The following is a 21109-nucleotide window of genomic DNA, read 5'->3' as shown; positions in this document are numbered from 1 at the left end:
CTTCGTGGGTGTTGCCTAGTGGGCGACAGCCTTTTCGACACCGACACCGGTGAGGGAGCGGACCTCCATCTCGGCCTGCTTGGCCGGGTCCTCCAGCTTGCGCCGGCCGATGTAGGTACCGACGATGCCGAGGACGAAGGCCAGCGGGATCGACACGATGCCGGGGTTGGCGAGCGGGAAGAGGGCGAAGTCCGCGTTCGGGAACATCGAGGACGGCTTGCCGGACACCGCCGGGGAGAAGGCGATGAGCAGCAGGCAGCTGACCAGGCCGCCGTAGATGCTGAACAGGGCGCCGGTGGTGTTGAACTTCTTCCAGAACAGCGAGTACAGCAGCGTCGGCAGGTTGGCGGACGCGGCGACTGCGAAGGCCAGGGCCACCAGGAAGGCGATGTTCTGGCCCATCGCGAGGATGCCCAGCACGATCGAGACCACGCCGATCACCACGACGGTGATGCGGGAGACCCGCACCTGATCCTCCTCGGAGGCGTTGCCGCGCTTGATCACGCTGGCGTAGATGTCGTGGGCGAAGGACGCGGACGCGGTGATCGCGAGGCCGGCGACGACCGCGAGGATCGTGGCGAACGCGACGGCGGAGATGATGCCGAGGAAGATGGTGCCGCCGAGTTCGAAGGCGAGCAGCGGCGCGGCCGAGTTCTCCTTGCCGGGGGCGCCAAGGATGACGTCCGGTCCGACCATCTTGGCGGCACCGTAGCCGAGCACCAGGGTGAACAGGTAGAACCCGCCGATCAGGGCGATGGCCCAGGTCACCGAGCGCCGGGCCTCCTTGGCGGTGGGCACGGTGTAGAAGCGCATCAGCACGTGCGGCAGGCCGGCGGTGCCGAGCACCAGGGCGATGCCGAGCGAGACGAAGTCGAGCCGGGTCATGTCGCTGATGCCGTACTTGGCGCCGGGGGCGAGCACGTCGCGGCCGGCGACGGCCTCGTTGGTGGAGCTGTTCACCATGGCCTGCGCGTCGGCCAGCAGCTGCGAGAAGTTGCCGCGGACCGCGAGCAGCACGAGCACGAACATGATGCCGGCACCGGCGACGAGCAGCACGGCCTTGACCATCTGCACGTAGGTGGTGCCCTTCATGCCGCCGATGAGCACGTACACGATCATCAGGACGCCGACCACGGCGACGACGATGCCCTGGCCGAGCTTGCCGTCGATGTTGAGCAGCAGCGCGACGAGGCCGCCCGCACCGGCCATCTGGGCGAGCAGGTAGAACAGCGACACCGCGAGGGTGGACAGCGCGGCGGCCATGCGCACCGGACGCTGCTTGAGCCGGAAGCTCAGGACATCGGCCATGGTGAACCGGCCGGTGTTGCGCAGCAGTTCGGCGACGAGCAGCAGGGCGACGAGCCAGGCGACGAGGAAGCCGATGGAGTACAGGAATCCGTCGTAGCCGTAGACGGCGATGGCGCCGGCGATGCCGAGGAACGACGCGGCCGACAGGTAGTCGCCGGCGATCGCGAAGCCGTTCTGCGGGCCGGAGAACTGCCCGCCGCCGGTGTAGAAGTCCGAGGCCTTCTTGGTGGAGCGGCTGGCCCGGATGACCAGGCTCATCGTCACGACGACGAATGCGACGAAAATCGCGATGTTGAACAGGGGGTTGCCGACGTCGGTGGCACCCTGGGCCAGAACTGTCACTGGGCCGGTCCTTCCAGCTCTTCACGGATCGCGGCGGACCGCGGATCCAGGTCACGGTTGGCGAACCGCACGTAGAGCGCGGTGATGACGAAGGTCGATACGAACTGCGCGAGTCCGAGGATCAGGCCGAGGTTGATGTTGCCGAGCACCTTGGTCGCCATGAAGTCGGCGGCGTAGGTGGCCAGCAGGACGTACACGAAGTACCAGGTGAGGAAGAGTCCCGTCATCGGGAAGACGAACCGCCGGAGCCGGCGGCGCAAGTCCTGGAACTCCGGACTCGCCTGCATGTCGACGAAGTCCTGCGCATCGGGCGTGCGGCGCTCGAGCGCCCCGCCCTTGCCGAGGTGAGCTGTGGTCACTGCCGACTCCTTGGTCGTGGCTTCAGGGATCGCCCCTGTGAGACGTACTACCAGTAGACCGTAATGAGACGAGAGTCACACGAGAAGATGGTGGCACCGGTCACACGCCGAGCTGTCGACCGGTGCGGCGAACGGTCCCCCGGGCGCGACGAGTGGCGGCTCAGTGGCCTCGCGGCCGGGGCGACTTTCCGGGTCCGCGCCGGTCCGCGGGGTCGCCGGTGTCCTCGAACGCCCCGAGCTCCCGGTCCCGGCCCATCCCCAGCCGCTCGGGCACGTGCATGCGGGAGAAGACGCGACCGATGTCCGCCGGGACGCGGGATCGGGTGGCGAGGCTGACGACGACCATGGTGACGAACGCGAGTGGCACGCTCACGGCGGCCGGGTAGCCGATGACGGCGGCGAGCCAGCCTCCGCCCGTCCCGGGGTCGATGCGCACCAGCACGACCACCAGGGCCGCGCCGCCGGCCACCACCGCGCCGACCACCATGCCCGCGGCCGCCCCGGCCGCGGTGAGCCCGCGCCACCAGATGCCGAGCATCAGCAGCGGACACAGCGTGGAGGCGGCCACCGCGAACACCAGACCCACCGCCCGCGACAGGTCCAGCGACGTCACCGCCAGCGACAGGCCGAGCGGCACCAGGCCGGCGAGGACGGCCGCGATCCGGAAGTCCCGCACCCGCCCCCGCAGCACGTCGGTGGACAGCACGCCGGCGACGCTGACCAGCAACCCCGAGGACGTGGACAGGAACGCCGCGATCGCGCCGGCGGCGACGAGCGCGGCGAGCAGCTGGCCGCCCCAGCCGGACAGGACCGACCCCGGCAGCAGCAGCACGGCCGCGTCCGAGCGGCCGGTGATGAGCAGTTGCGGCACGTACAGGCGCGCGAACACCCCGAGCAGCGTCGGGAACAGATAGAACACGCCGAGCAGGGCGATCACCGCGAGCGACGTCATGCGGGCCGCACGCCCGTCGGGGTTGGTGTAGAAGCGCACCAGCACGTGCGGCAGCCCCATGGTGCCGAGGAAGGTGGCGAGGATCAGCGAATACACCTGGAACATCGGGTGCGCGCCGCCGATCCCGCCGCCGGGCGCGGCCCAGTCGTCGTTGGTGGCGGGTGCCCCGGCCACCACCGGCACGGCTGCGCCGGGCTCGAGCACCAGCGCTGTGCCGGCGGCCACCTCGTGCTCGCCGGGCGCGAGCAGCACGGTGCCGTCCACGGTCCGTCCGTCGACCCGTCCGGTGGCGGCGACCTCGAGAGGCTCGCCGACCTGGACGACGACGTCGGTGGTGACGTCGACGGTGGTGCGCTCGGTGACCGTCGGCGGCGCCGGCTGCCCGACGGCGCGGTCGTCGTCGAGGAAGTGGACGGCGAGCACGAGGGCCGGCACCGCGACGGCGGTGAGCTTGAGCCAGTACTGGAACGCCTGGACGAAGGTGATCGAGCGCATGCCGCCACCGACGACGTTGCCGACGACGATCAAGCCGACCGCGACGACGCCGACCCAGTCGGGGACGCCGAGCAGGATGTTCAGGGTCAGTCCCGCGCCCTGGAACTGGGGGACGAGGTAGAGCACGCAGACGACGGCGACGATCACCATCGCCAGGGTGCGCAGCCATCGCGCGCCGAGCCGGAACTCCGCGAAGTCGGGCACCGTATAGGCGCCGGACCGGCGCAGCGGCGCGGCGACGAACAGCAGCAGGCCCAGGTAGCCCGCCGTGAAGCCCACCGGATACCACAGGGCGTCGGCACCGTACTTGGCGATCAGCCCGGCCACTCCGAGAAACGAGGCGGCGGAGAGGTATTCACCGGATATGGCGGCGGCGTTCCAGCGGGGGCCGACGCTGCGGGAGGCGATGAGGAAGTCGGAGGTGGTGCGGGCCAGCCGGACTCCGTAGATGCCGATCGCGACGGTGGCGGCGGCTGCGGCGACGAGCCCGATGACGGTGACGACGGGGATCGAACCGGTATCCATGAGCCGCTCAGTCGTCGACCAGGTCGGTGAAGTCCTGCTCGTTGCGTTCGGCCAGGCGGACGTAGAGCCCGCCGATGCCGAGCAGCAGCGGGTATCCGACGAATCCGAGCAGCAGCCACGGCAACCGGATGCCGAGCACCGTCAGGTCCGTCAGGCGCGGCACGAAGTGGAACAGCAGCGGCAGGGCACACAGCAGGCACACCGCCACGAGCGAGAGCCGCGCGGCGAGGCCGAGCTGGGCTCGGACCAGGCCGCGCACCATGGCCTCCCCGACCTCGGTCTGTTCCTGGACCTCCACGCGGGTGCGCACCATGCGGGCGCCGCGGCGCTGGGCGAGCACCACCCGTTCGCGCGGCGGCGGGCCGCCCGAACCACGCGGCGGCGGGCCGCCCGAACCATGCGGCGGCGGGTTGCCGGACGGACTCATCTGGTCGTCCAGGTCTGCATCGGTCCGCGGATCAGGCGGTCCTTGAGCTCGCGGGTGTGGCGACGGCTCACCGGCAGTTCGACGGGCGGCTTGCCCTCCTCGGCCCGCAGGCACACGACGAGGCCGGAGCCGACGCTGCGAATGCCGGTCACCAGGGGCAGCGACACGAGGTAGGAGCGGTGCACCCGCAGGAACCCGGCGTCTGCCCAGCGGCTCTCGAGGGTGGAGATGGGGATGCGCACCAGGTGGGAGCCGGTGCCGGTGTGCAGGCGTGCGTAGTCGCCGTCGGCCTCGACCCACTGCACCGACGACCGCGGCACCAGTGTGGTCACGCCGCCGAGTTCGACGGGGATCACCTCGTCCGCCGCGGCCGCGCCCGCGGCGGCGGATTCGGTTTCGCGGGTGCGGCGGCGCTCGGCGATGCGGCGCACCGCCTCGGCGAGACGTTCCTCGCGCAGGGGTTTGAGCAGGTAGTCGACCGCGCCGAGGTCGAAGGCCGCCACCGCACGGTCGTCGTGCGCGGTCACGAACACAACGGCGGGCGGGTTCGCGAAGTTGCGCAGGATGCCGGCGAGCTCCAGGCCGTCGAGGCCGGGCATGTTGATGTCGAGGAACACCGCATCGATCCCGCCGTCGCGCAGCAGCCGCAGGGCGGTGGTCGCCTCGCCCGCGGTGTGGACATGGCCGATTTCCTCGCGTCGCCGCAGCAGGTACGCGAGCTCGTCGAGGGCCGGCGGTTCGTCGTCGACGGCCAGCACGGTGAGGGTGTCGGTGGTGTCGTTCACAGCCGGTCCATCGTGCCATGCCGGACCGTCCGCGCGGAGCGGACCGGTCCACTCGCGCGGAGCGGGGCCGGGTGGCGGAAGGGTCGCGTCATGCCCGTATCCCGGGCCGGAACTTCGGCACCCGCATGCTGACCTTCGTTCCGGCCCCCGGCGCCGTCTCGACGACGAGGCCGTAGTCGTTGCCGAACGCTGCGCGCAGGCGATCGTCGACGTTGGCCAGTCCCACGTGCGCCGCCTCCTTGGCGCTGGTGCGCCCCTGTCCCTCGGCGACGGCGTCGAGATCGCCGGAGCGCAGGAGTTCGGGGTCCATGCCGACGCCGTCGTCCTCGACGCTGATGACGCAGTCGGTGCCCTCGTCCGCGGCGACGATGCTGATGGTGCCGGTGCGGGTGCTCTTGCCCGCGATGCCGTGCCGCACGGCGTTCTCGACGAGGGGCTGCAGGGCGAGGAACGGCAGCACCACGTTGAGCACCTCCGGCGCGACCTGCAGCCGCACCTCGAGGGCGTTGCCGAACCGGGCCCGCTCGAGCGTGAGATACCGGTCGATGTTGCGCAGTTCGTCGGCGAGCAGCGTGTACTCCCCGGCCGCGCGGAACGAGTACCGGGTGAAGTCGGCGAATTCGAGGAGCAGTTCGCGGGCGCGTTCGGGGTCGGTGCGCACGAACGACGCGACGGTGCCCAGGGCGTTGTAGATGAAGTGCGGGCTGATCTGAGCGCGCAGCGCCAGCACCTCGGCGCGGTCGAGGCGGGCGCGGGAGGCGTCGAGTTCGGCGAGTTCGATCTGGCTGCAGGCGTAGCGGGCGACCTCGGTGAGCACGCCGAGCAGAGCCGGGCCGGGTTCGGTGGTGGTCACGACGCCGAGCGCACCGACGACCCCGACGTTGTCGATGACGAGCGGCTGCACGATCACGGCGCGCGCGGCCTGCTCGTCCGGACCGCGCTGGAGGTCACCGTGCCCGACGAGGACGCGCCGGTCGTCGGCGATCGCGCGCTTCGCGGCGGCGAGCAACTGGGCGGACAGCCCTTCGAAGGGGCCGCTCCACGCCAAGCGGGTGCCGTCCGCGTCGACGAGCGCAACGGACGACGTGCCGGTGAGCGAGCGCAGGTGCGGGGCGGCCTCCTGCGCGGACGTCGCGTCGAGGCCCCGGCGCAGCGGCCGCGCGGCCAGCGACGCGGTGTGCAGGGTGGCGTGCACGGCACGTTCGGCCGGTGTGGTCAGGCCGCGCCGGGTGCGCAGCCACAGCACGGTGACGCCGGCGACGACGAGCAACGCGACGGCCAGGAGCGCGGCGAGGGTTGCGCTCACCGCGGGTCCGGTCCCGGCTCGGCGTCGAGCCGCGCCACGAGGGTCTTCGGCGCGACGGTGCGGTACGCGTCCTCGACGATGTCCGCGACGTCGTCCCAGAAGGCGTCGCCGGTGGCGCCGGGGCCGTCGAGGCGGACCCCGATCCAGCCACGGGTGCCGACGTACGGCGGCCGGAAGAAGCGATCCGGGTCCCGCTCGATCCAATCCTGTTGTGCGCCCGCGGGTGCGGCCGCCCAGAACGCGACACGGTCGTCGTGGTGGTGGTCGGCGAAGGTGGCGAACTGCGGGGAGCGGCGGACGAACCAGGCCGGTTCGCCGTGGCTGACGCGCTCGGTGACGTCCGGAAGCGCGGTGCACAGGGCACGCAGGCGGTCGAGCGGACTCATCATGAGTTCACGCTAGGCCACCGCAGCGACGCCGTTGCGGGGTACACGGTGGCCGGGTGCACGCGGATCGGCGCGGCGCCGGCCGGTGCCCGCACAGGCCTCAGCAGCAACGTGCCCCCGGGTTCGCGTCCGCGGCGGCGTAACGGGTGCGCCAGTACTCGCGTTCGGTGGGGATCTCGGCTCCGGGGTGCAGCCGTTCCAGGTGGGCGACGTAACGCGCGTAGTCGTGGTCGCCCATCAGCGCTCCGATCCACCAGCGCACCGTTCGTCCCCGCGCGGCGAGCGCGGCGAGCACCCTACTCATGGTGCGCTCCGGTCGGCTCCGAGCGGGGGCCGCGAGCGGGACGGATGTGCGCGGCGCCCGGGGCGCGCACGCGTCCGGACGCGATGAGCACGTCCCACTGGTGCTGTATTCGTTTCTCGGCGGCCGTGGGTACGAACCCGGCCGGGGCGAAGATCTTCGACGGAACGTCGGGAGCCTCGGTGGTGGGCAGCCCTCCGGCCCGGAACGCCTTGACGCACACGATGGCTCCCGCGACGGCGACGATCAGCACGAGACTCGCGAACACGATCGACAGTGTGCCCTGGATGAAGGTGTTGCGGATCACCGCGTCGATCGCGGCGGGGCTCGTCGCGGACCGGAAACTGGTCTCCCCGGCGTCCTTGGCGGCCTGGAAGTCGAAGTGCTGGGTCCAGTACCCGATCGCGGGATCCCCCGAGAAGATCTTCTGCCACGAGGCGGTCATCGTCACGATCAGGTCCCACACGAGCGGAACGCCCGGGATCCATGCCCATTTGAACAGGCCCTTCTTCATCACCACGGTGAGCACGACCGTCAGGGCGATCGCGGCGAGCAGCTGGTTGGCGATGCCGAACAGCGGGAAGAGGGTGTTGATACCCCCGAGTGGATCGGTGACGCCCATCAGCAGGATCGCACCCCACGCGGCCACGACCAGCAGCGAGCACAGCCACGCGCCCGGACGCCACGACGGGTCCTTGAACCGGCGGGCCGGTCCCCCGAAGTTGCCGAGCGAATCCGAGAGCATGAAGCGGGCGACGCGGGTGCCGGCGTCGACGGTCGTGAGGATGAACAGGGCCTCGAACATGATCGCGAAGTGGTACCAGAACGACTTCAGCGCGTCGCCACCGAACAGGTCGCTCAGCACGCTGGACATCCCGAACGCGAGGGTCGGGGCGCCGCCGGTGCGCGAGATGATCGAGTCCTCCCCGACGTCGGCGGCGGCCTGGGAGATGGCCTCCGGGGTGATATCCGGGGCACCCAGTCCGAGGCCGTTGACGTAGTCCGCCGCAGTGGCGGGAGTGCCTCCGGTCACGCCGGCCGGGGCGTTGAGCACGAAGTACAGATGCTGATCGATCACGCAGGCGGTGATCAGCGCCATGATCGCCACGAAGGATTCGGTGAGCATGCCCCCGTACCCGATCAGCCGGGTCTGCTTCTCCTTCTCGAGCAGCTTCGGGGTCGTGCCTGAGGAGATGAGCGCGTGGAAGCCGGACAGTGCGCCGCAGGCGATGGTGATGAACAGGAACGGGAACAGCGATCCGGCGAAGGCCGGGCCGTTGCCCTCGAGAGCGAAGGAGGTGACGTCCGGCATCTGCAGGGTCGGGCGGACGATGAGAATACCCACGGCGAGCAGCGCGATCGTCCCGACCTTCATGAACGTGGACAGGTAGTCTCGCGGCGCCAGCAGCAGCCACACCGGTAGCACCGAGGCGGCGAATCCGTACGCGATCATCAGCCACGTGATGGTGACCTTGGACAGGGTGAACCACTCGGCTCCCCAGTCCGTTTCGGCCACCCAGCCGCCGGCGACGATGGCCAGCAGGAGCAGTGCGACGCCGATGAGCGAGACCTCCGAGACCCGGCCCGGCCGCAGGTAACGCAGGTACACCCCCATGAAGAGGGCGATGGGGATGGTCATCGCGATGGAGAACAGACCCCACGGGCTCTCGGCGAGCGCATTGACCACGACCAGAGCGAGAACCGCGATGAGGATGATCATGATGACGAAGACCGCGACCATGGCGGCGATTCCGCCGACGACGCCCAGTTCCTCCCGCGCCATCTGACCGAGGCTGCGCCCGCGGCGCCGCGACGAGATCGACAGCACCAGGAAATCCTGCACCGCACCGGCGAACACGACGCCGAGGATGATCCACAGGGTGCCCGGCAGGTACCCCATCTGCGCGGCGAGCACCGGACCGACGAGAGGACCGGCGCCGGCGATCGCGGCGAAGTGGTGTCCGAACAGCACCCGCCGGTCCGTCGGGATGTAGTCCTTTCCGTTCTCGAGGATCTCCGCCGTGGTGGCCCGGTCGTCGCGCGGTTGGACGATCTTGCTCTCGACCAGCCTGGCGTAGAAGCGGTAGGCGATCAGATACGTGCACACCGCGGCGATCACGAACCAGACCGCGTTGACGTTCTCCCCGCGGACCACCGCGATCATCGTCCAGGCGACACCACCGAGCAGCGCCAGCACGACGAACACGACGCGGGCCGACGAAGGCATCGGGGAACGGTCGACGATGCCGACCGGCGGGAGGTCGGGATCCGTGCGCAGGTATTCGATCCGGGGCGGGGACTCGGGAACCGATTCGACGGCCATAAGGAATCCTAGAATCGTCTGCTCCCGCCCCGGCGGGAAAACGCGGATGTCGGCAGTCCGGGGCCCGGTCAGTACCGGGTGCGCCGGTTGAGCCGTTCCTCCGCGGCCGCCTCCTCGACGTCGAGTCCCTCGAGCACCGTGCGGAGCGTCTCGTCGTCGAGGTCGCCGTTGTCGCGTGCCGCGATCAGGGCCTGCCGCTGGGCGCGCAGCACGGAGCGCCGGAGCTTCTCGAACAGGGTGCCCGAGTCGGGCACGGCCGGTTCGTGCTCACCGGCCTCCTCGGCCTGCTGCGCTTCGAGGCGGGCCTTCATGGACCGGTTCACCCGGGCGAGGATGCGTTGCAGCGCCTCGGCGTCGACGCCGTCGGGCGGATTCTTCGCGAGCAGCGCGAGGTGCTGTTCGGCGGCAGTGCCGGAGATGGTCCGCGCACGTTCCATCTGCTCCTGGGCATACAGCCGTTCGTAGGGATCGGCGACGTTCAGCACCCGGATGAGGGCCGGCATCGTCGCCCCCTGGATCAGCAGGGTGCCGACCGCGACCACGAAGGCGATCACCTGGATCGTCTCGCGACCGGGGAACGGCTCGCCGGAGGCCAGGACGAGCGGCACGCCCCCGGCGGCCGCGAGGGTCACCACACCGCGCATCCCGGCCCACGAGATCACCAGGTACTCACGGCCGGTGAACTGGTCGCGCCCCAGCCGGTCGAGCCCGACCTCCCGCGTGAGGCGGCGACGCGCCCAGTGCAGCAGCACCCACAGCGGCCGCACCGCGATCACCACACCGAGCACCGCGAACGCGTAGAGGAACGCGCGGTGCACGTCGAGACCGCTCTCGCGGACCTCGTCGATCACGAACTTCAGCTGCAGTCCCATGTAGGCGAAGACGAACATCTCGAGCAGCACGTCGAGGCTCTCCCACACCGCCCGTTCCTGGATGCGCGTCGCCACGGACGCGTCGGTGGCCCGGTGCCCCATGTACAGGCCGGCTGCGACCACGGCCAGCACACCGGACGCCTCGATCTCCTCGGCGGCCAGGTAGGCGGTGAACGGGAGCACCAGTCCCAGCACCGTTTCCAGCGGCGAGTCGTACATGCGGCCGCGCACCCGGTGCACCACGACGGCGAGCAGCAATCCGATCGCCACGCCGCCGGCCACCTCGTACCCGAAGAACACCACGGGCGAGTCCACCAGCACCCGGGTGCCGGCGACGGCGGAGACCGCGACGGTGAACAGGGTCAGCGCGGTCGCGTCGTTGACCAGACCCTCACCGGTGAGGACCGCGATGACGCGTTTGGGCAGTCCGAGTCGCTGTCCGACGGCGACGGCGCTGACCGCGTCGGTCGGCGCGACCACGGCCCCGAGCACGAGTGCGGCGCCGAGGGTCAGATCCGGCACCAGCGCCGAGGCGGAGAACGCGACGGCGAAGGCCGTGACCAGGACGGTGAAGATGCCCAGCCGCAGGATCGGCGCGAGGTGCCGGCGGAAGGTCGCCACGGAGAAGCGCAGCGCCGCCGAGTACAGCAGCGGCGGCAGCACCACCCCGAGGATGATGTCCGGATGCAGCTCGAGCCGCGGCATGCCGGGCAGGAACGAGGCGATCGAGCCGATGGTGACGAGGACCAGCGGGGCCTGGAGGTTTCCGCGGTTCGCGAGTCCGGTGACGGCGACGGCCGCGATGACGACGAGGAGGATCCAGGTCCCGTTCACCCGTCGATTGTGACCCGGACGGGCGGTGGGCGCCGCCGCACGATCCGAGTGCCCGGTGTCCGAGCCCACCGGGCACCGATACTCGCGTGCCCTGCACCGCACCCTTGACACCCCCCGAGAAACGAACGTATATTCACCTCAAGTGAATGAGCATTCATTTTGCTCGTGTGCTTTTCGAAATCCGACGCACCCCGCCCCGAAGGCCCCGGTGGTGCCCCAGCAAGGAGTCGACATGGATCTGGCGTTGACGGAGGAGCAGCAGAGTTTCCGGCAACTCGCACGCGAGTTCCTCGACAAGGAGGTGGTCCCGCACCGGGCCGCATGGGACCGCGCCGAATCGGTGGACATCTCGATCGTGCCCAAGCTCGCCGAGATCGGGTTCTTCGGGCTGACCATCCCCGAGGAGTACGGCGGCCTCGGCGGCGACTACATCACCTACTGCCTCGGCATGGAGGAACTCGGCCGCGCCGACTCCGCTGTGCGCGGCATCGTGTCCGTCTCGATGGGCTTGGTGGGCAAGGTGATTCTGTCCCACGGCACCGAGGAGCAGAAGCACGAGTGGCTGCCACGCATCGCTTCGGGTGAGGCGCTCGCATGCTTCGGTCTCACCGAACCCGACAACGGCTCCGACCCCGGACACCTGAAGACCCGCGCGGTGCGCGACGGCGACCACTACATCATCAACGGGTCGAAGATCTTCATCACCAACGGAACCTGGGCGAACCTGTGCCTGGTCTTCGCCCGCACCGGCGGTCCCGGCCCGAAGGGCGTGTCCGCCTTCCTCGTTCCCACCGACACCCCGGGCTTCGAAGCCCGGGAGATCCACGGCAAGCTCGGCCTGCGCGGCCAGGCCACCGCCGAGCTGTACTTCACCGACATGAAGGTGCCCGCGAGCGCGCTGCTCGGCGAGGAGGGCCAAGGCTTCTCGATCGCCATGCACTCGCTGGACAAGGGCCGGGTCTCGGTCGGCGCCGGCTGCGTCGGCATCATCCAGGGCTGCCTCGAGGCCGCCGTCGACTACGCGACGAACCGCAAGCAGTTCGACCGGCCCATCGCCTCGTACCAGCTGATCCAGGACCTGATCGCGGACATGTCCGTCGACGCCGACGCCGGCCGCCTGCTGACCTGGCGGGCAGCCGACCTCATCGAGCGCGGAGAACCGTTCGGCACCGCCGCATCCAAGGCGAAGTACTTCTGCAGCGAGGCTGCGGTGCGAGCCGCCAACAACGCGATCCAGCTCTTCGGCGGGTACGGCTACGTCGACGAGTACCCCGTCGCCAAGTACATGCGCGACGCCCGCGTGATGACCCTGTACGAGGGCACCAGCCAGATCCAGAAGCTGCTCATCGGCCGCGCCGAGACCGGCATCAGCGCCTTCCTGTAGACCGTCCAGGACGGCGGGCCCGGGATCGCCGGCGGAGCCGGAGGGGGGGTCGTCGCCACACCGGCGGGTAGTCAGGCGGTAGTAGATCACGCACAACGCTCGGCTGGGGTCTCCCAGTCGAGCGTTGTGCGTGATCGGCCGTAGAGGCCCCGGCCGGGAACCCCGGGCAGGGCCTCGACGCGCACCCTTGACAGAGTGACGCGCGCCACACTACCGTTCTGGTCGAACACAATGAATGAGCATTCATCCACTACGAATTTTTGTTCACTCATCGTTGTCGCTCCGACGGGGCCGACCCGCCCCGGCGAAAACTCGCCCCCTGACACACACGGAGTTCTCATGCCCCCTGTCTCGGCCGACTGGACCAGTACGCAGCATCGACGCTCGGTGACGTGGATCGTCGCCCTCGCGACGGCAGCGCTCGTCTTCGACGGATACGACCTGGTCGTGTACGGAACCATCCTCCCGATCCTCATGAAGGATCCGACCCAGCTCGGTGCCGTCTCTGCCGAACAGGCCGGGGTGCTCGGCTCGTACGCCCTGGTCGGGGTCCTGATCGGCGCCCTGCTCGCCGGCGCCTTCGGCGACCGGGTCGGCCGCCGAAAGCTGACACTGATCAGCATCACGTGGTTCTCGGTGGGCATGGCTGCCGCGGCGATGACCCACTCCGTGACGATGTTCGGCGCCATGCGACTGCTCACCGGCATCGGCGTGGGTGGACTCATCGCCACCACCGGCGCGGTGGTCGCCGAGTTCGCGCCGCCCAGCAAGAAGAACATGTACAACGCGATCGTCTACTGCGGTGTCCCCCTCGGCGGTGTCATGGCGTCGCTGCTCGCCCTGCTGCTGCGTGACGCCATCGGCTGGCGCGGCCTGTTCTGGATCGGAGCGCTGCCCCTCGTGGTCCTGCTGCCGCTCGTGCTGCTGAGGCTTCCCGAGTCGCCCCGCTGGCTCGTCGCCCGTGGCCGGATCGACGAGGCCCACGCGATCACCGCACGTACCGGCATCCCTTCTCCGACAGCCGAAGAACTCGTCGTCGAGCGGGCGGGTGCCCAGAAGGTCGGATTCGCCGCGCTGGCCACCCGCCGGTACGCGCTCGGCACCGCACTGCTCGGCCTGATGAGCTTCGGCGGCATCATGCTCACGTACGGGCTCAACACCTGGTTGCCGAAGATCATGGAGAACGCCGGATTCGACGCGAAGAACTCGCTGGCATTCCTGTTGGTGCTCAACGGCGGCGCGATCGCCGGCGTTGTGCTCGCCTCCCGGACGGCGGATCGCACCGGCCCGCAGCGGGTCATCGTCGGCACGTTCCTGCTCGCGGTGCTGTCGCTCATCGTGCTCACCCTCGACCTGCCGCTGGCGGTGCTGCTCGGCGCGGTCGCGGCGGCCGGTATCGGCGGGATCGGCACCCAGATCCTCATCTACGGCTTCGTCGCCAACTACTACTCGACCACGGCACGCGCCGCCGGCGTCGCGTGGTGCGCCGGATTCGGCCGTCTCGGCGGGATCTTCGGGCCGCTCGTCGGTGGGCTGATCCTCGGCGCCGGACTGAGCAGCAACATCGCCTTCTACATCTTCGCGGGCATTGCGCTGCTCGGCGCGGGCCTCACCGTGCTGGTGCCCACCCGCCACGAGAGCGTCGCGACAAGCCCGAGCGGGACGCACCGGGCGGCCGAGCCCGCCATGGTGACCGTCGACTGACCGCACCCGGAACGGGGGCGGGTCCGTGGTTACGGACCCGCCCCCGTTCGTGCGTGGACGTCGGATCCTTGCCCGCTCAGCTCCAGTCGTAGAAGCCGCGGCCGGACTTGCGGCCGAGCTCGCCGCGGGCCACCTTGTCGCGCAGCAACTGCGGCGGCGCGAACCGCTCCCCCAGGGTGCCGTGCAGGTACTCCGCGACGGCCAGCCGGATGTCCAGGCCCACGAGATCCGTCGAGCGCAGCGGGCCCATCGGATGCTTGTACCCCAATTCCATTGCCCGGTCGATCGACTCGGCGTCGGCCACGCCCTCCTCGAGCATCCGGATCGCCTCCAGGCCGAGCAGCACGCCGAGGCGGCTGGTGGCGAAGCCCGGCGAATCGCGCACCACCACGGGCGTCTTGCCGAGCAGCTCCACCCAGCCCGCGACGTCGCGCACCAGCGCGTCGGAGGTCGTCTCGGCGCGCACGATCTCCACCAGCTCCGACGCGGGCACCGGGTTGAAGAAGTGCATGCCCAGGAACCGGGACGGGTTCCTCAGGGCGGCGCCCAGCTCCGTCGGCGACAGCGAGCTGGTGTTGGTGGCGATCACCGCGTCGTCGGGCACGACGCGCTCGGCGTCGGCGAGCACGCGCCTCTTCAGGCCGGGCTCCTCGGGCACCGCCTCGACGAGCAGCCGGGTGTCGCCGGGCAGCTCGGCCACCGACGCGACGAACGCGACCCGGCCGGCCACCACGTCGAGCGGATCGACGAGCTTGCCGCGCTCGGCCGCGCGGGAGAGGCTGTCCGTCAGCCGCTTTCGCGCGGCATCCAGGTCGCCGGTCTCGGACACGGTCACGGTCGCGCCGAGCGCGGCGAAGGCATGGGCGATGCCGACGCCCATGCGGCCTCCGCCGATCACGGCAACACGGTCGGGAAGTCCTGTCATCTGCTGGTCCTCTTCTCCAGGAATCGGGTCATGCGTTTCTACCTGTCCACGGCCCCGTACCGCACCGCCCGGGCGGGATCGTCGAGATGATGTGGTCGCTCACAGCGCCTCCACCGCCAGCGACACGCCCTGGCCGACACCGACGCACAGGGTGGCCAGGCCCCGCGCCGCGCCCTCGCGTTCCATGCGGCCGAGCAGGGTGACGAGGATGCGCGCCCCGGACGAGCCGAGCGGGTGACCGAGCGCGATGGCGCCGCCGTCCGCGTTGACGAGGTCCTCGTCCAGGCCGAGTTCGCGGATGACGCCGAGCGACTGGGCGGCGAAGGCCTCGTTGAGCTCGATCGCGCCGATGCCGTCGAGGGTCCAGCCGGTGCGGTCGAGCAGCTTGCGGGTGGCGGGGACCGGGCCGAGGCCCATGATGTGCGGGGCGAGCGCCGCCGAGGCGCTGCCGACGATCCGGGCGCGCGGCGTCAGCCCGTGCCGGCGCACCGCGTCGGCGCCGGCGAGCACCAGCGCGGACGCGCCGTCGGACAGCGACGACGACGAGCCGGCGGTGACGATGCCGCCGGCCCGGAACACCGGCTTCAGGCGGGCGAGTTTCTCCTCGTCGGTCCCGCGCCGCGGGCCCTCGTCCACGTCGACGACGCCGTCGCGCACCGGCACCGGGACGATCTCCTTCTCGAACCGGCCGGCGTCGATGGCGGCGAGAGCGCGCCGGTGGCTGCGGACCGCGAACGCGTCGCTCGCCTCTCGGGTGATGCCGTGCAGGGCCGCGACCTCCTCGGCCGTCTCGCCCATCGACAGGGTGGTCGTGTCGTCGAAGCGCGGGTTGGTGAACCGCCAGCCGATGGCGGTGTCGAAGACGGCGCCGGGCTTGGCCCAGGGTGTGCCGGGCTTGCTCATCACCCACGGCGCCCGGGTCATCGACTCGACCCCGCCGGCGACGACGATGTCGGCCTCCCCGGACCGGATGGCCTGGGCCCCGGAGGCGACAGCGGTGAGCCCGCTCGCGCACAGGCGGTTGACGGTGTACCCGGGGACGGTCTGCGGCAGGCCGGCGAGCAGCACCGCCATGCGGGCGACGTTGCGGTTGTCCTCGCCGGCCTGGTTGGTGGCGCCGAGGATCACCTCGTCGATCGCGTCGGCCGGGACGCCGCTGCGCGCGACGGCCTCGCCGACGACGAGTGCGGCCAGGTCGTCGGGCCGCACCGGGGCGAGCGCGCCGCCGTAGCGGCCCTGCGGTGTGCGGACTCCGTCGACGACGTAGACGTCGATCATCCGTAGATCTCCCTTCCGAAACCGGGGGCCGTGTGACCCTTGACACCCTCCGGTAGTGAATGTACGTTCATAGTTAGTGAAGCACAATTCATCACTCATGAACAGAACTTCAATTCCTGACCCGACCTGCGCTGACGAGGAGTCATCATGACCGTGTTCGAGGACATCACCTACGAGATCGACGGCCCCGCGGCGATCATCACGATCGACCGCCCGCACCGCTACAACGCGTTCCGCGGCAAGACCGTCGAGGAGCTCATCAAGGCGTTCCGCGCCGCGTGGGCCGACAGCCGGGTCTCGGCGATCATCCTCACCGGCGCCGGCGAGAAGGCGTTCTGCACCGGCGGCGACGTCAAGCAGCGCGCCGAGACCGGCGACTACGGCCCCACCGAGAGCGGCATGTTCGAGATCGGCTACCTGCACAAGCTGATTCGCGACATCCCGAAGCCGGTCATCGCCGCGGTCAACGGAGTCGCCGTCGGCGGCGGACACGTGCTGCACGTGCTGTGCGACCTCACGATCGCCTCGGAGAACGCCAAGTTCGGCCAGGCCGGCCCGAAGGTCGGATCGTTCGACGCCGGTTTCGGCTCGGCCTTCCTCGCCCGCGTGGTCGGCGAGAAGCGCGCCCGCGAGATCTGGTACCTGTGCCGCCAGTACGACGCCGCCACCGCCGAGCGCTGGGGCCTGGTCAACTGGGTCGTGCCGCAGGACAAGCTGCTCGACGAGGCCAAGGCGATCGCCGCCGAGATCGCCGAGAAGAGCCCCACCGCCATCAAGTTCCTCAAGCAGTCGTTCAACGCGGACACCGACCACCAGGCCGGCCTGAGCAACCTCGCGATGTCGGCGCTCGACCTGTTCGGCAAGTCCGACGAGGGCCTCGAGGGCGCCAACGCGTTCGCCGAGAAGCGGCCCGCCGACTTCGCCAAGTTCGTCAAGGCCTGATCCCTCCCCATTTCGGATTCCCCGAGAGGACCCCTCATGAGCAACATCGCACTGGTCACCGGCGCCGGCTCCGGCATCGGCAAGGCCATCGCACTGGCCTTCGCCGCACAGGGCGACCGCGTGGTCGCCGCCGACCTCGACCTCGCCGCCGCCGAGGCCACCGCCAAGGAGTACCCCGAGCTGATCACCGCCCTGCCGGTGGACATCGCCGACCGGGCCCAGGTCGACGAGCTGCGCGAGCGCACCCACGCCGAGGTCGGCGTGCCGAACGTGCTCGTCAACGCCGCCGGCTGGGACCGCACCGATCAGTTCCTCAACGCCACACCCGAATTCGCGCAGAAGGTCGTGGCGATCAATTACCTCGGCCCGGTGCACGTGTGCAGCGCCTTCCTGCCCGGCATCATCGAAGCCGGCAACGGCGGCCGCGTGATCAACCTCGCCTCCGACGCCGGCCGCGTCGGCAGCTCCGGCGAGTCGATCTACGCCGGGGCGAAGGGCGGCGTCATCGCGCTGACCAAGTCCCTCGCCCGCGAGATGGCGCGGCACGGCATCAACGTCAACTGCGTGTGCCCCGGCCCCACCGACACCCCGCTGTTCCAGGCGCAGGACGAGAAGCTCAAGGCCGCACTGATCAAGGCCATCCCGTTCCGCCGGCTCGCCCGGCCCGACGAAGTCGCCGCCCCCGTGCTGTTCTTCGCGTCGGAGGCCGCGTCGTTCGTCACCGGTCAGGTGATCAGCGTCAGCGGCGGCCTCACGATGGCCGGCTGACCGCGGACACGCGAGGGAGGACGGACACCATGACCGCGTCGTACAACGCCCGGGCCTACCGGGAGTACTTCGAGAACGACTTCACGTACCTCAACGGATTCCGGCGCAACACCAAGCGTTACGCACACCAGGTCGCCCTGAGCGACCCCGGCACCGGGCGGCAGTGGACCTACGCGCAGCTCGGGGAGCGCGTCGACCGGATCGCGACGGGCCTGGCGGACGCGGGGGTGCAGACCGGGGACGTCGTCGCCTACCAGCTGTTCAACGGCGTCGAATTCGCCGAGCTCTACCTCGCCACGCAGGCCGTCGGGGCGGTCGGCTCGCCGGTGAACTTCCGCCTGGCGGCCGGCGAGACGGCGTTCGTCCTCGACAAGTGCACCCCTGCGGTATTCGTCTACGACACCGAACTCACCGATATGGTGCAGGAGGCGTTGCGGCTCGCAGCGCACACCCCGAGGGTGATCGTGGCCGTCGGCGACGGCGACACCGTCGAAGTCGACGGCGTCACGGTGATGCGGTACCGGTACCTGGCCGCCGACCGCATCGCGCTACCGCCGCTGCATCGCACGGTGTGGGACGAGACCACCCGTCTCTACACCTCCGGCACGACGGGCATGCCGAAGGGCGTGCCGCTCAACAGCATGATCGAGATCTTCAGCGCCCACGACGTGATCATGCACTTCCCGCTCGGCCCCGACGACAAGACGCTCAACATGACCCCGTGGTTCCACCGCGGCGGCCTGCACGCGGGCGGGCCCAACCCGACGTTCTACGTCGGCGGTGAAGTGGTGCCGCTGCGGTCGTTCGACGCCGACCGGGTCCTCGACCTCGTCGCCGCGTACGGACTGACCTTCCTCATCGGCGCACCGACCAATCTCGCCATGCTCGCCGCCGCCCAGGAGGCGCGCCCGCGCGACCTGTCCAGCCTGCGCGGCATCGTCACGATGGGCGCGCCGCTCGAGAAGGAGGCGGCGCTGCGCTACCAGAAGGTGCTCAACCCCCGGATCTTCAACGGCTACGGCACCACCGAGGCCTTCTGGAACACCTTCCTGCGGCCGGCCGACCTGCCCGACCGCGCCGGCAGCGCCGGCCGCGCCTGCACCGACGACGAGGTCCGCGTCGTCCACGTCTACCCCGACCGGCTCGCCGACCCCGACGACGTCGTCGCCCACGACGGCCACGACGTCGGTGAGGTCATCGTCCGCTCCCCCAAGTGCGCCAACGCCTACTTCGACACCCCCGACCAGGAGAGGGCCAAGTTCCACCAGGGTTGGCTGCACATCGGCGACCTCGCCACCTGGGACGCCGACGAGTTCGTCACCATCGTCGGACGCAAGGACGACATGCTCATCTCCGGCGGCGAGAACGTCCACCCGGTGCAGGTGGAAGAGGCACTCAACGCCCATGCGCAGGTGCAGGACTCGCTCGTCGTCGGCGTCCCGGACGAGAAGTGGGGACGCATCGTCGTCGCCTACATCGTCGCCGAGGATCCCTCGCTGACGGTCGATCACCTCGACGCCCACTGCCGCTCCCACCCGATGCTCTCGTCGTTCAAGCGGCCGCGCGCCTACCGGTTCGTCGAGACCCTGCCCGTCTCCCCCACCGGCAAGAAGCTGCATTACAAGGCCACCGAAGCCGCCGCGGCCGAGTTCGCCGCCGGCCTCTTCTCCGCTCCCTCCGACTCGAGGATGACCCGATGAGCACCGCCACCACCCTCCCCAAGTTCGACGCCCTCGACCCGCTCGCCATCGACTCGCTCTACTCCGACGACGAGCTCGCCGTCCGCGACACCGTTCGCAAGTTCTGCGCCGAGCACGTCACTCCGCACATCGCGGAGTGGTTCGAGGCCGGCGACCTGCCCGGCGTGCGCGACCTCGCCCGCGAATTCGGCAAGCTCGGCCTCCTCGGTATGCACCTCGAGGGCTACGGGTGCGGTGGCTCGTCCGCCGTGCACTACGGCCTCGCCTGCCTCGAGTTGGAAGCCGCCGACTCCGGCATCCGCTCCCTGGTCTCGGTGCAGGGCTCGCTCGCGATGTTCTCGATCTGGAACAACGGTTCCGAGGAGCAGAAGCAGCGCTGGCTGCCGGGCATGGCGGCGGGCGAGATCATCGGCTGCTTCGGCCTGACCGAACCCGACGTCGGCTCCGACCCGGGGGCGATGAAGACCCGCGCCCGCCGGGACGGATCCGACTGGGTTCTCGACGGTCGCAAGATGTGGATCACCAACGGCTCCATCGCCGACGTCGCCGTGGTCTGGGCGAACACCGACGAGGGCGTCCGTGGCTTCGTCGTGCCCACCGACACACCCGGTTTCAGCGCCCACACCATCAAGCACAAGCTGTCGCTGCGCGCCTCGGTCACCGGCGAACTCGTCCTGGACAACGTGCGCCTGCCCGCCGACGCGCTGCTGCCCGAGGCCAAGGGCGTCAAGGCGCCGCTGCAGAGCCTGTCCGAGGCGCGGTACGGCATCATCTGGGGCGCGATGGGCGCCGCGCGCTCGGCGTGGGAGGCCGCCCGCGACTACTCGATGCAGCGCACCCAGTTCGGCCGCCCCATCGGCGGATTCCAGCTCACCCAGGCCAAGCTCGCCGACATGGCCGTCGAACTGCACAAGGGCCAGTTGCTGTCGCTGCACCTCGGCCGGCTCAAGGACAGCGTCGGGCTGCGGCCCGAGCAGGTGAGCTTCGGCAAGCTCAACAACACCCGCGAGGCCATCGAGATCTGCCGCACCGCGCGAACCATTCTCGGCGGCAACGGCATCTCCCTCGAGTACCCCGTCATCCGGCACATGGTCAACCTCGAGTCCGTGCTCACCTACGAGGGCACCCCCGAGATGCACCAGCTGGTGCTCGGCCAGGCCTTCACCGGCGAAAACGCCTTCCGCTGACAGGAA

18 protein-coding genes are annotated in these 21109 nt (G+C 70.2%); 6 read left to right on the top strand and 12 right to left on the bottom strand.

The window, feature by feature from the left end:
- Nucleotides 1-15: 15 nt before the first annotated feature.
- The 10 genes from KZJ41_RS07105 to KZJ41_RS07060 all read right to left on the bottom strand — a co-directional run bounded on the left by KZJ41_RS07105 (nt 16) and on the right by KZJ41_RS07060 (nt 11215).
- Entirely contained in the window at nt 16-1650 is a 1635-nt protein-coding gene (locus KZJ41_RS07105; protein WP_006930252.1) for a cation acetate symporter, read from the bottom strand.
- Entirely contained in the window at nt 1647-2009 is a 363-nt protein-coding gene (locus KZJ41_RS07100; protein ID WP_006930250.1) for a DUF485 domain-containing protein, read from the bottom strand. Before KZJ41_RS07100 ends, KZJ41_RS07105 begins: the two co-directional genes overlap by 4 nt.
- 160 nt (nt 2010-2169) lie before the next feature.
- Nucleotides 2170-3981, bottom strand: a complete 1812-nt coding sequence (locus KZJ41_RS07095; protein WP_006930241.1) for a cation acetate symporter — start codon at nt 3979-3981, stop codon at nt 2170-2172.
- Nucleotides 3982-3988: 7 nt separating this feature from the next.
- Nucleotides 3989-4294 carry a hypothetical protein gene (locus tag KZJ41_RS07090; protein ID WP_202917667.1) on the bottom strand — a complete coding sequence of 102 codons (306 nt, stop codon included), beginning with the start codon at nt 4292-4294 and terminating at the stop codon, nt 3989-3991.
- Nucleotides 4295-4404: 110 nt separating this feature from the next.
- Entirely contained in the window at nt 4405-5193 is a 789-nt protein-coding gene (locus KZJ41_RS07085) for a LytTR family DNA-binding domain-containing protein (RefSeq protein ID WP_006946359.1), read from the bottom strand.
- Nucleotides 5194-5281: 88 nt separating this feature from the next.
- Nucleotides 5282-6499, bottom strand: coding sequence for a sensor histidine kinase (locus KZJ41_RS07080; protein WP_065922924.1), 1218 nt, complete (start codon nt 6497-6499; stop codon nt 5282-5284).
- The gene (locus KZJ41_RS07075) at nt 6496-6888 is read right to left on the bottom strand and encodes an MmcQ/YjbR family DNA-binding protein (protein ID WP_006946363.1); all 393 of its coding nucleotides are present in this window, start codon (nt 6886-6888) and stop codon (nt 6496-6498) included. Before KZJ41_RS07075 ends, KZJ41_RS07080 begins: the two co-directional genes overlap by 4 nt.
- 97 nt (nt 6889-6985) lie before the next feature.
- A complete protein-coding gene (locus tag KZJ41_RS07070) occupies nt 6986-7189 on the bottom strand; it encodes a YbdD/YjiX family protein (protein WP_044476511.1) in 204 nt (67 codons plus the stop codon).
- Nucleotides 7182-9509, bottom strand: a complete 2328-nt coding sequence (locus KZJ41_RS07065; RefSeq protein ID WP_006946367.1) for a carbon starvation CstA family protein — start codon at nt 9507-9509, stop codon at nt 7182-7184. The genes KZJ41_RS07070 and KZJ41_RS07065 overlap by 8 nt, the downstream gene beginning before the upstream one ends.
- Before the next feature lie 68 nt (nt 9510-9577).
- Nucleotides 9578-11215, bottom strand: coding sequence for a Na+/H+ antiporter (locus KZJ41_RS07060; protein ID WP_029541922.1), 1638 nt, complete (start codon nt 11213-11215; stop codon nt 9578-9580).
- 232 nt (nt 11216-11447) lie between these two features.
- On the opposite strand from KZJ41_RS07060, the gene KZJ41_RS07055 reads away from it, so the two are divergent.
- Together KZJ41_RS07055 and KZJ41_RS07050 are read left to right on the top strand one after the other, a co-directional pair.
- A complete protein-coding gene (locus KZJ41_RS07055; RefSeq protein WP_006946371.1) occupies nt 11448-12599 on the top strand; it encodes an acyl-CoA dehydrogenase family protein in 1152 nt (383 codons plus the stop codon).
- Nucleotides 12600-12938: 339 nt separating this feature from the next.
- Entirely contained in the window at nt 12939-14303 is a 1365-nt protein-coding gene (locus KZJ41_RS07050) for an aromatic acid/H+ symport family MFS transporter (RefSeq protein WP_029541921.1), read from the top strand.
- A gap of 76 nt (nt 14304-14379) precedes the next feature.
- Here the strand turns inward: KZJ41_RS07050 and KZJ41_RS07045 are convergent, their stop codons facing one another.
- Nucleotides 14380-15228, bottom strand: a complete 849-nt coding sequence (locus KZJ41_RS07045; RefSeq protein ID WP_029541920.1) for a 3-hydroxyacyl-CoA dehydrogenase family protein — start codon at nt 15226-15228, stop codon at nt 14380-14382.
- Between the two features lie 99 nt (nt 15229-15327).
- Nucleotides 15328-16506, bottom strand: coding sequence for a thiolase family protein (locus tag KZJ41_RS07040; RefSeq protein ID WP_043797757.1), 1179 nt, complete (start codon nt 16504-16506; stop codon nt 15328-15330).
- 147 nt (nt 16507-16653) lie between these two features.
- Here KZJ41_RS07040 and KZJ41_RS07035 point away from each other — a divergent pair, with 147 nt between their 5' ends.
- Genes KZJ41_RS07035 through KZJ41_RS07020 form a run of 4 tightly spaced genes read left to right on the top strand, consistent with a single transcriptional unit; the run spans nt 16654 to nt 21103 of the window.
- Nucleotides 16654-17448, top strand: coding sequence for an enoyl-CoA hydratase-related protein (locus KZJ41_RS07035; RefSeq protein ID WP_006941059.1), 795 nt, complete (start codon nt 16654-16656; stop codon nt 17446-17448).
- 36 nt (nt 17449-17484) lie between these two features.
- The gene (locus KZJ41_RS07030) at nt 17485-18216 is read left to right on the top strand and encodes an SDR family NAD(P)-dependent oxidoreductase (RefSeq protein WP_006941061.1); all 732 of its coding nucleotides are present in this window, start codon (nt 17485-17487) and stop codon (nt 18214-18216) included.
- A gap of 29 nt (nt 18217-18245) precedes the next feature.
- On the top strand, nt 18246-19916 hold the full coding sequence (locus tag KZJ41_RS07025) for a class I adenylate-forming enzyme family protein (protein ID WP_043797759.1): 1671 nt from the start codon (nt 18246-18248) through the stop codon (nt 19914-19916).
- Nucleotides 19913-21103, top strand: coding sequence for an acyl-CoA dehydrogenase family protein (locus KZJ41_RS07020; protein WP_043797761.1), 1191 nt, complete (start codon nt 19913-19915; stop codon nt 21101-21103). Before KZJ41_RS07025 ends, KZJ41_RS07020 begins: the two co-directional genes overlap by 4 nt.
- Nucleotides 21104-21109 lie beyond the last annotated feature (6 nt).

Source organism: Rhodococcus sp. 11-3 (assembly GCF_023704055.1).
Lineage (GTDB): Bacteria > Actinomycetota > Actinomycetes > Mycobacteriales > Mycobacteriaceae > Rhodococcus > Rhodococcus aetherivorans.
Note: the sequence above shows the minus strand (reverse complement) of the source record. Positions and strands in the feature narration are given on the sequence as shown.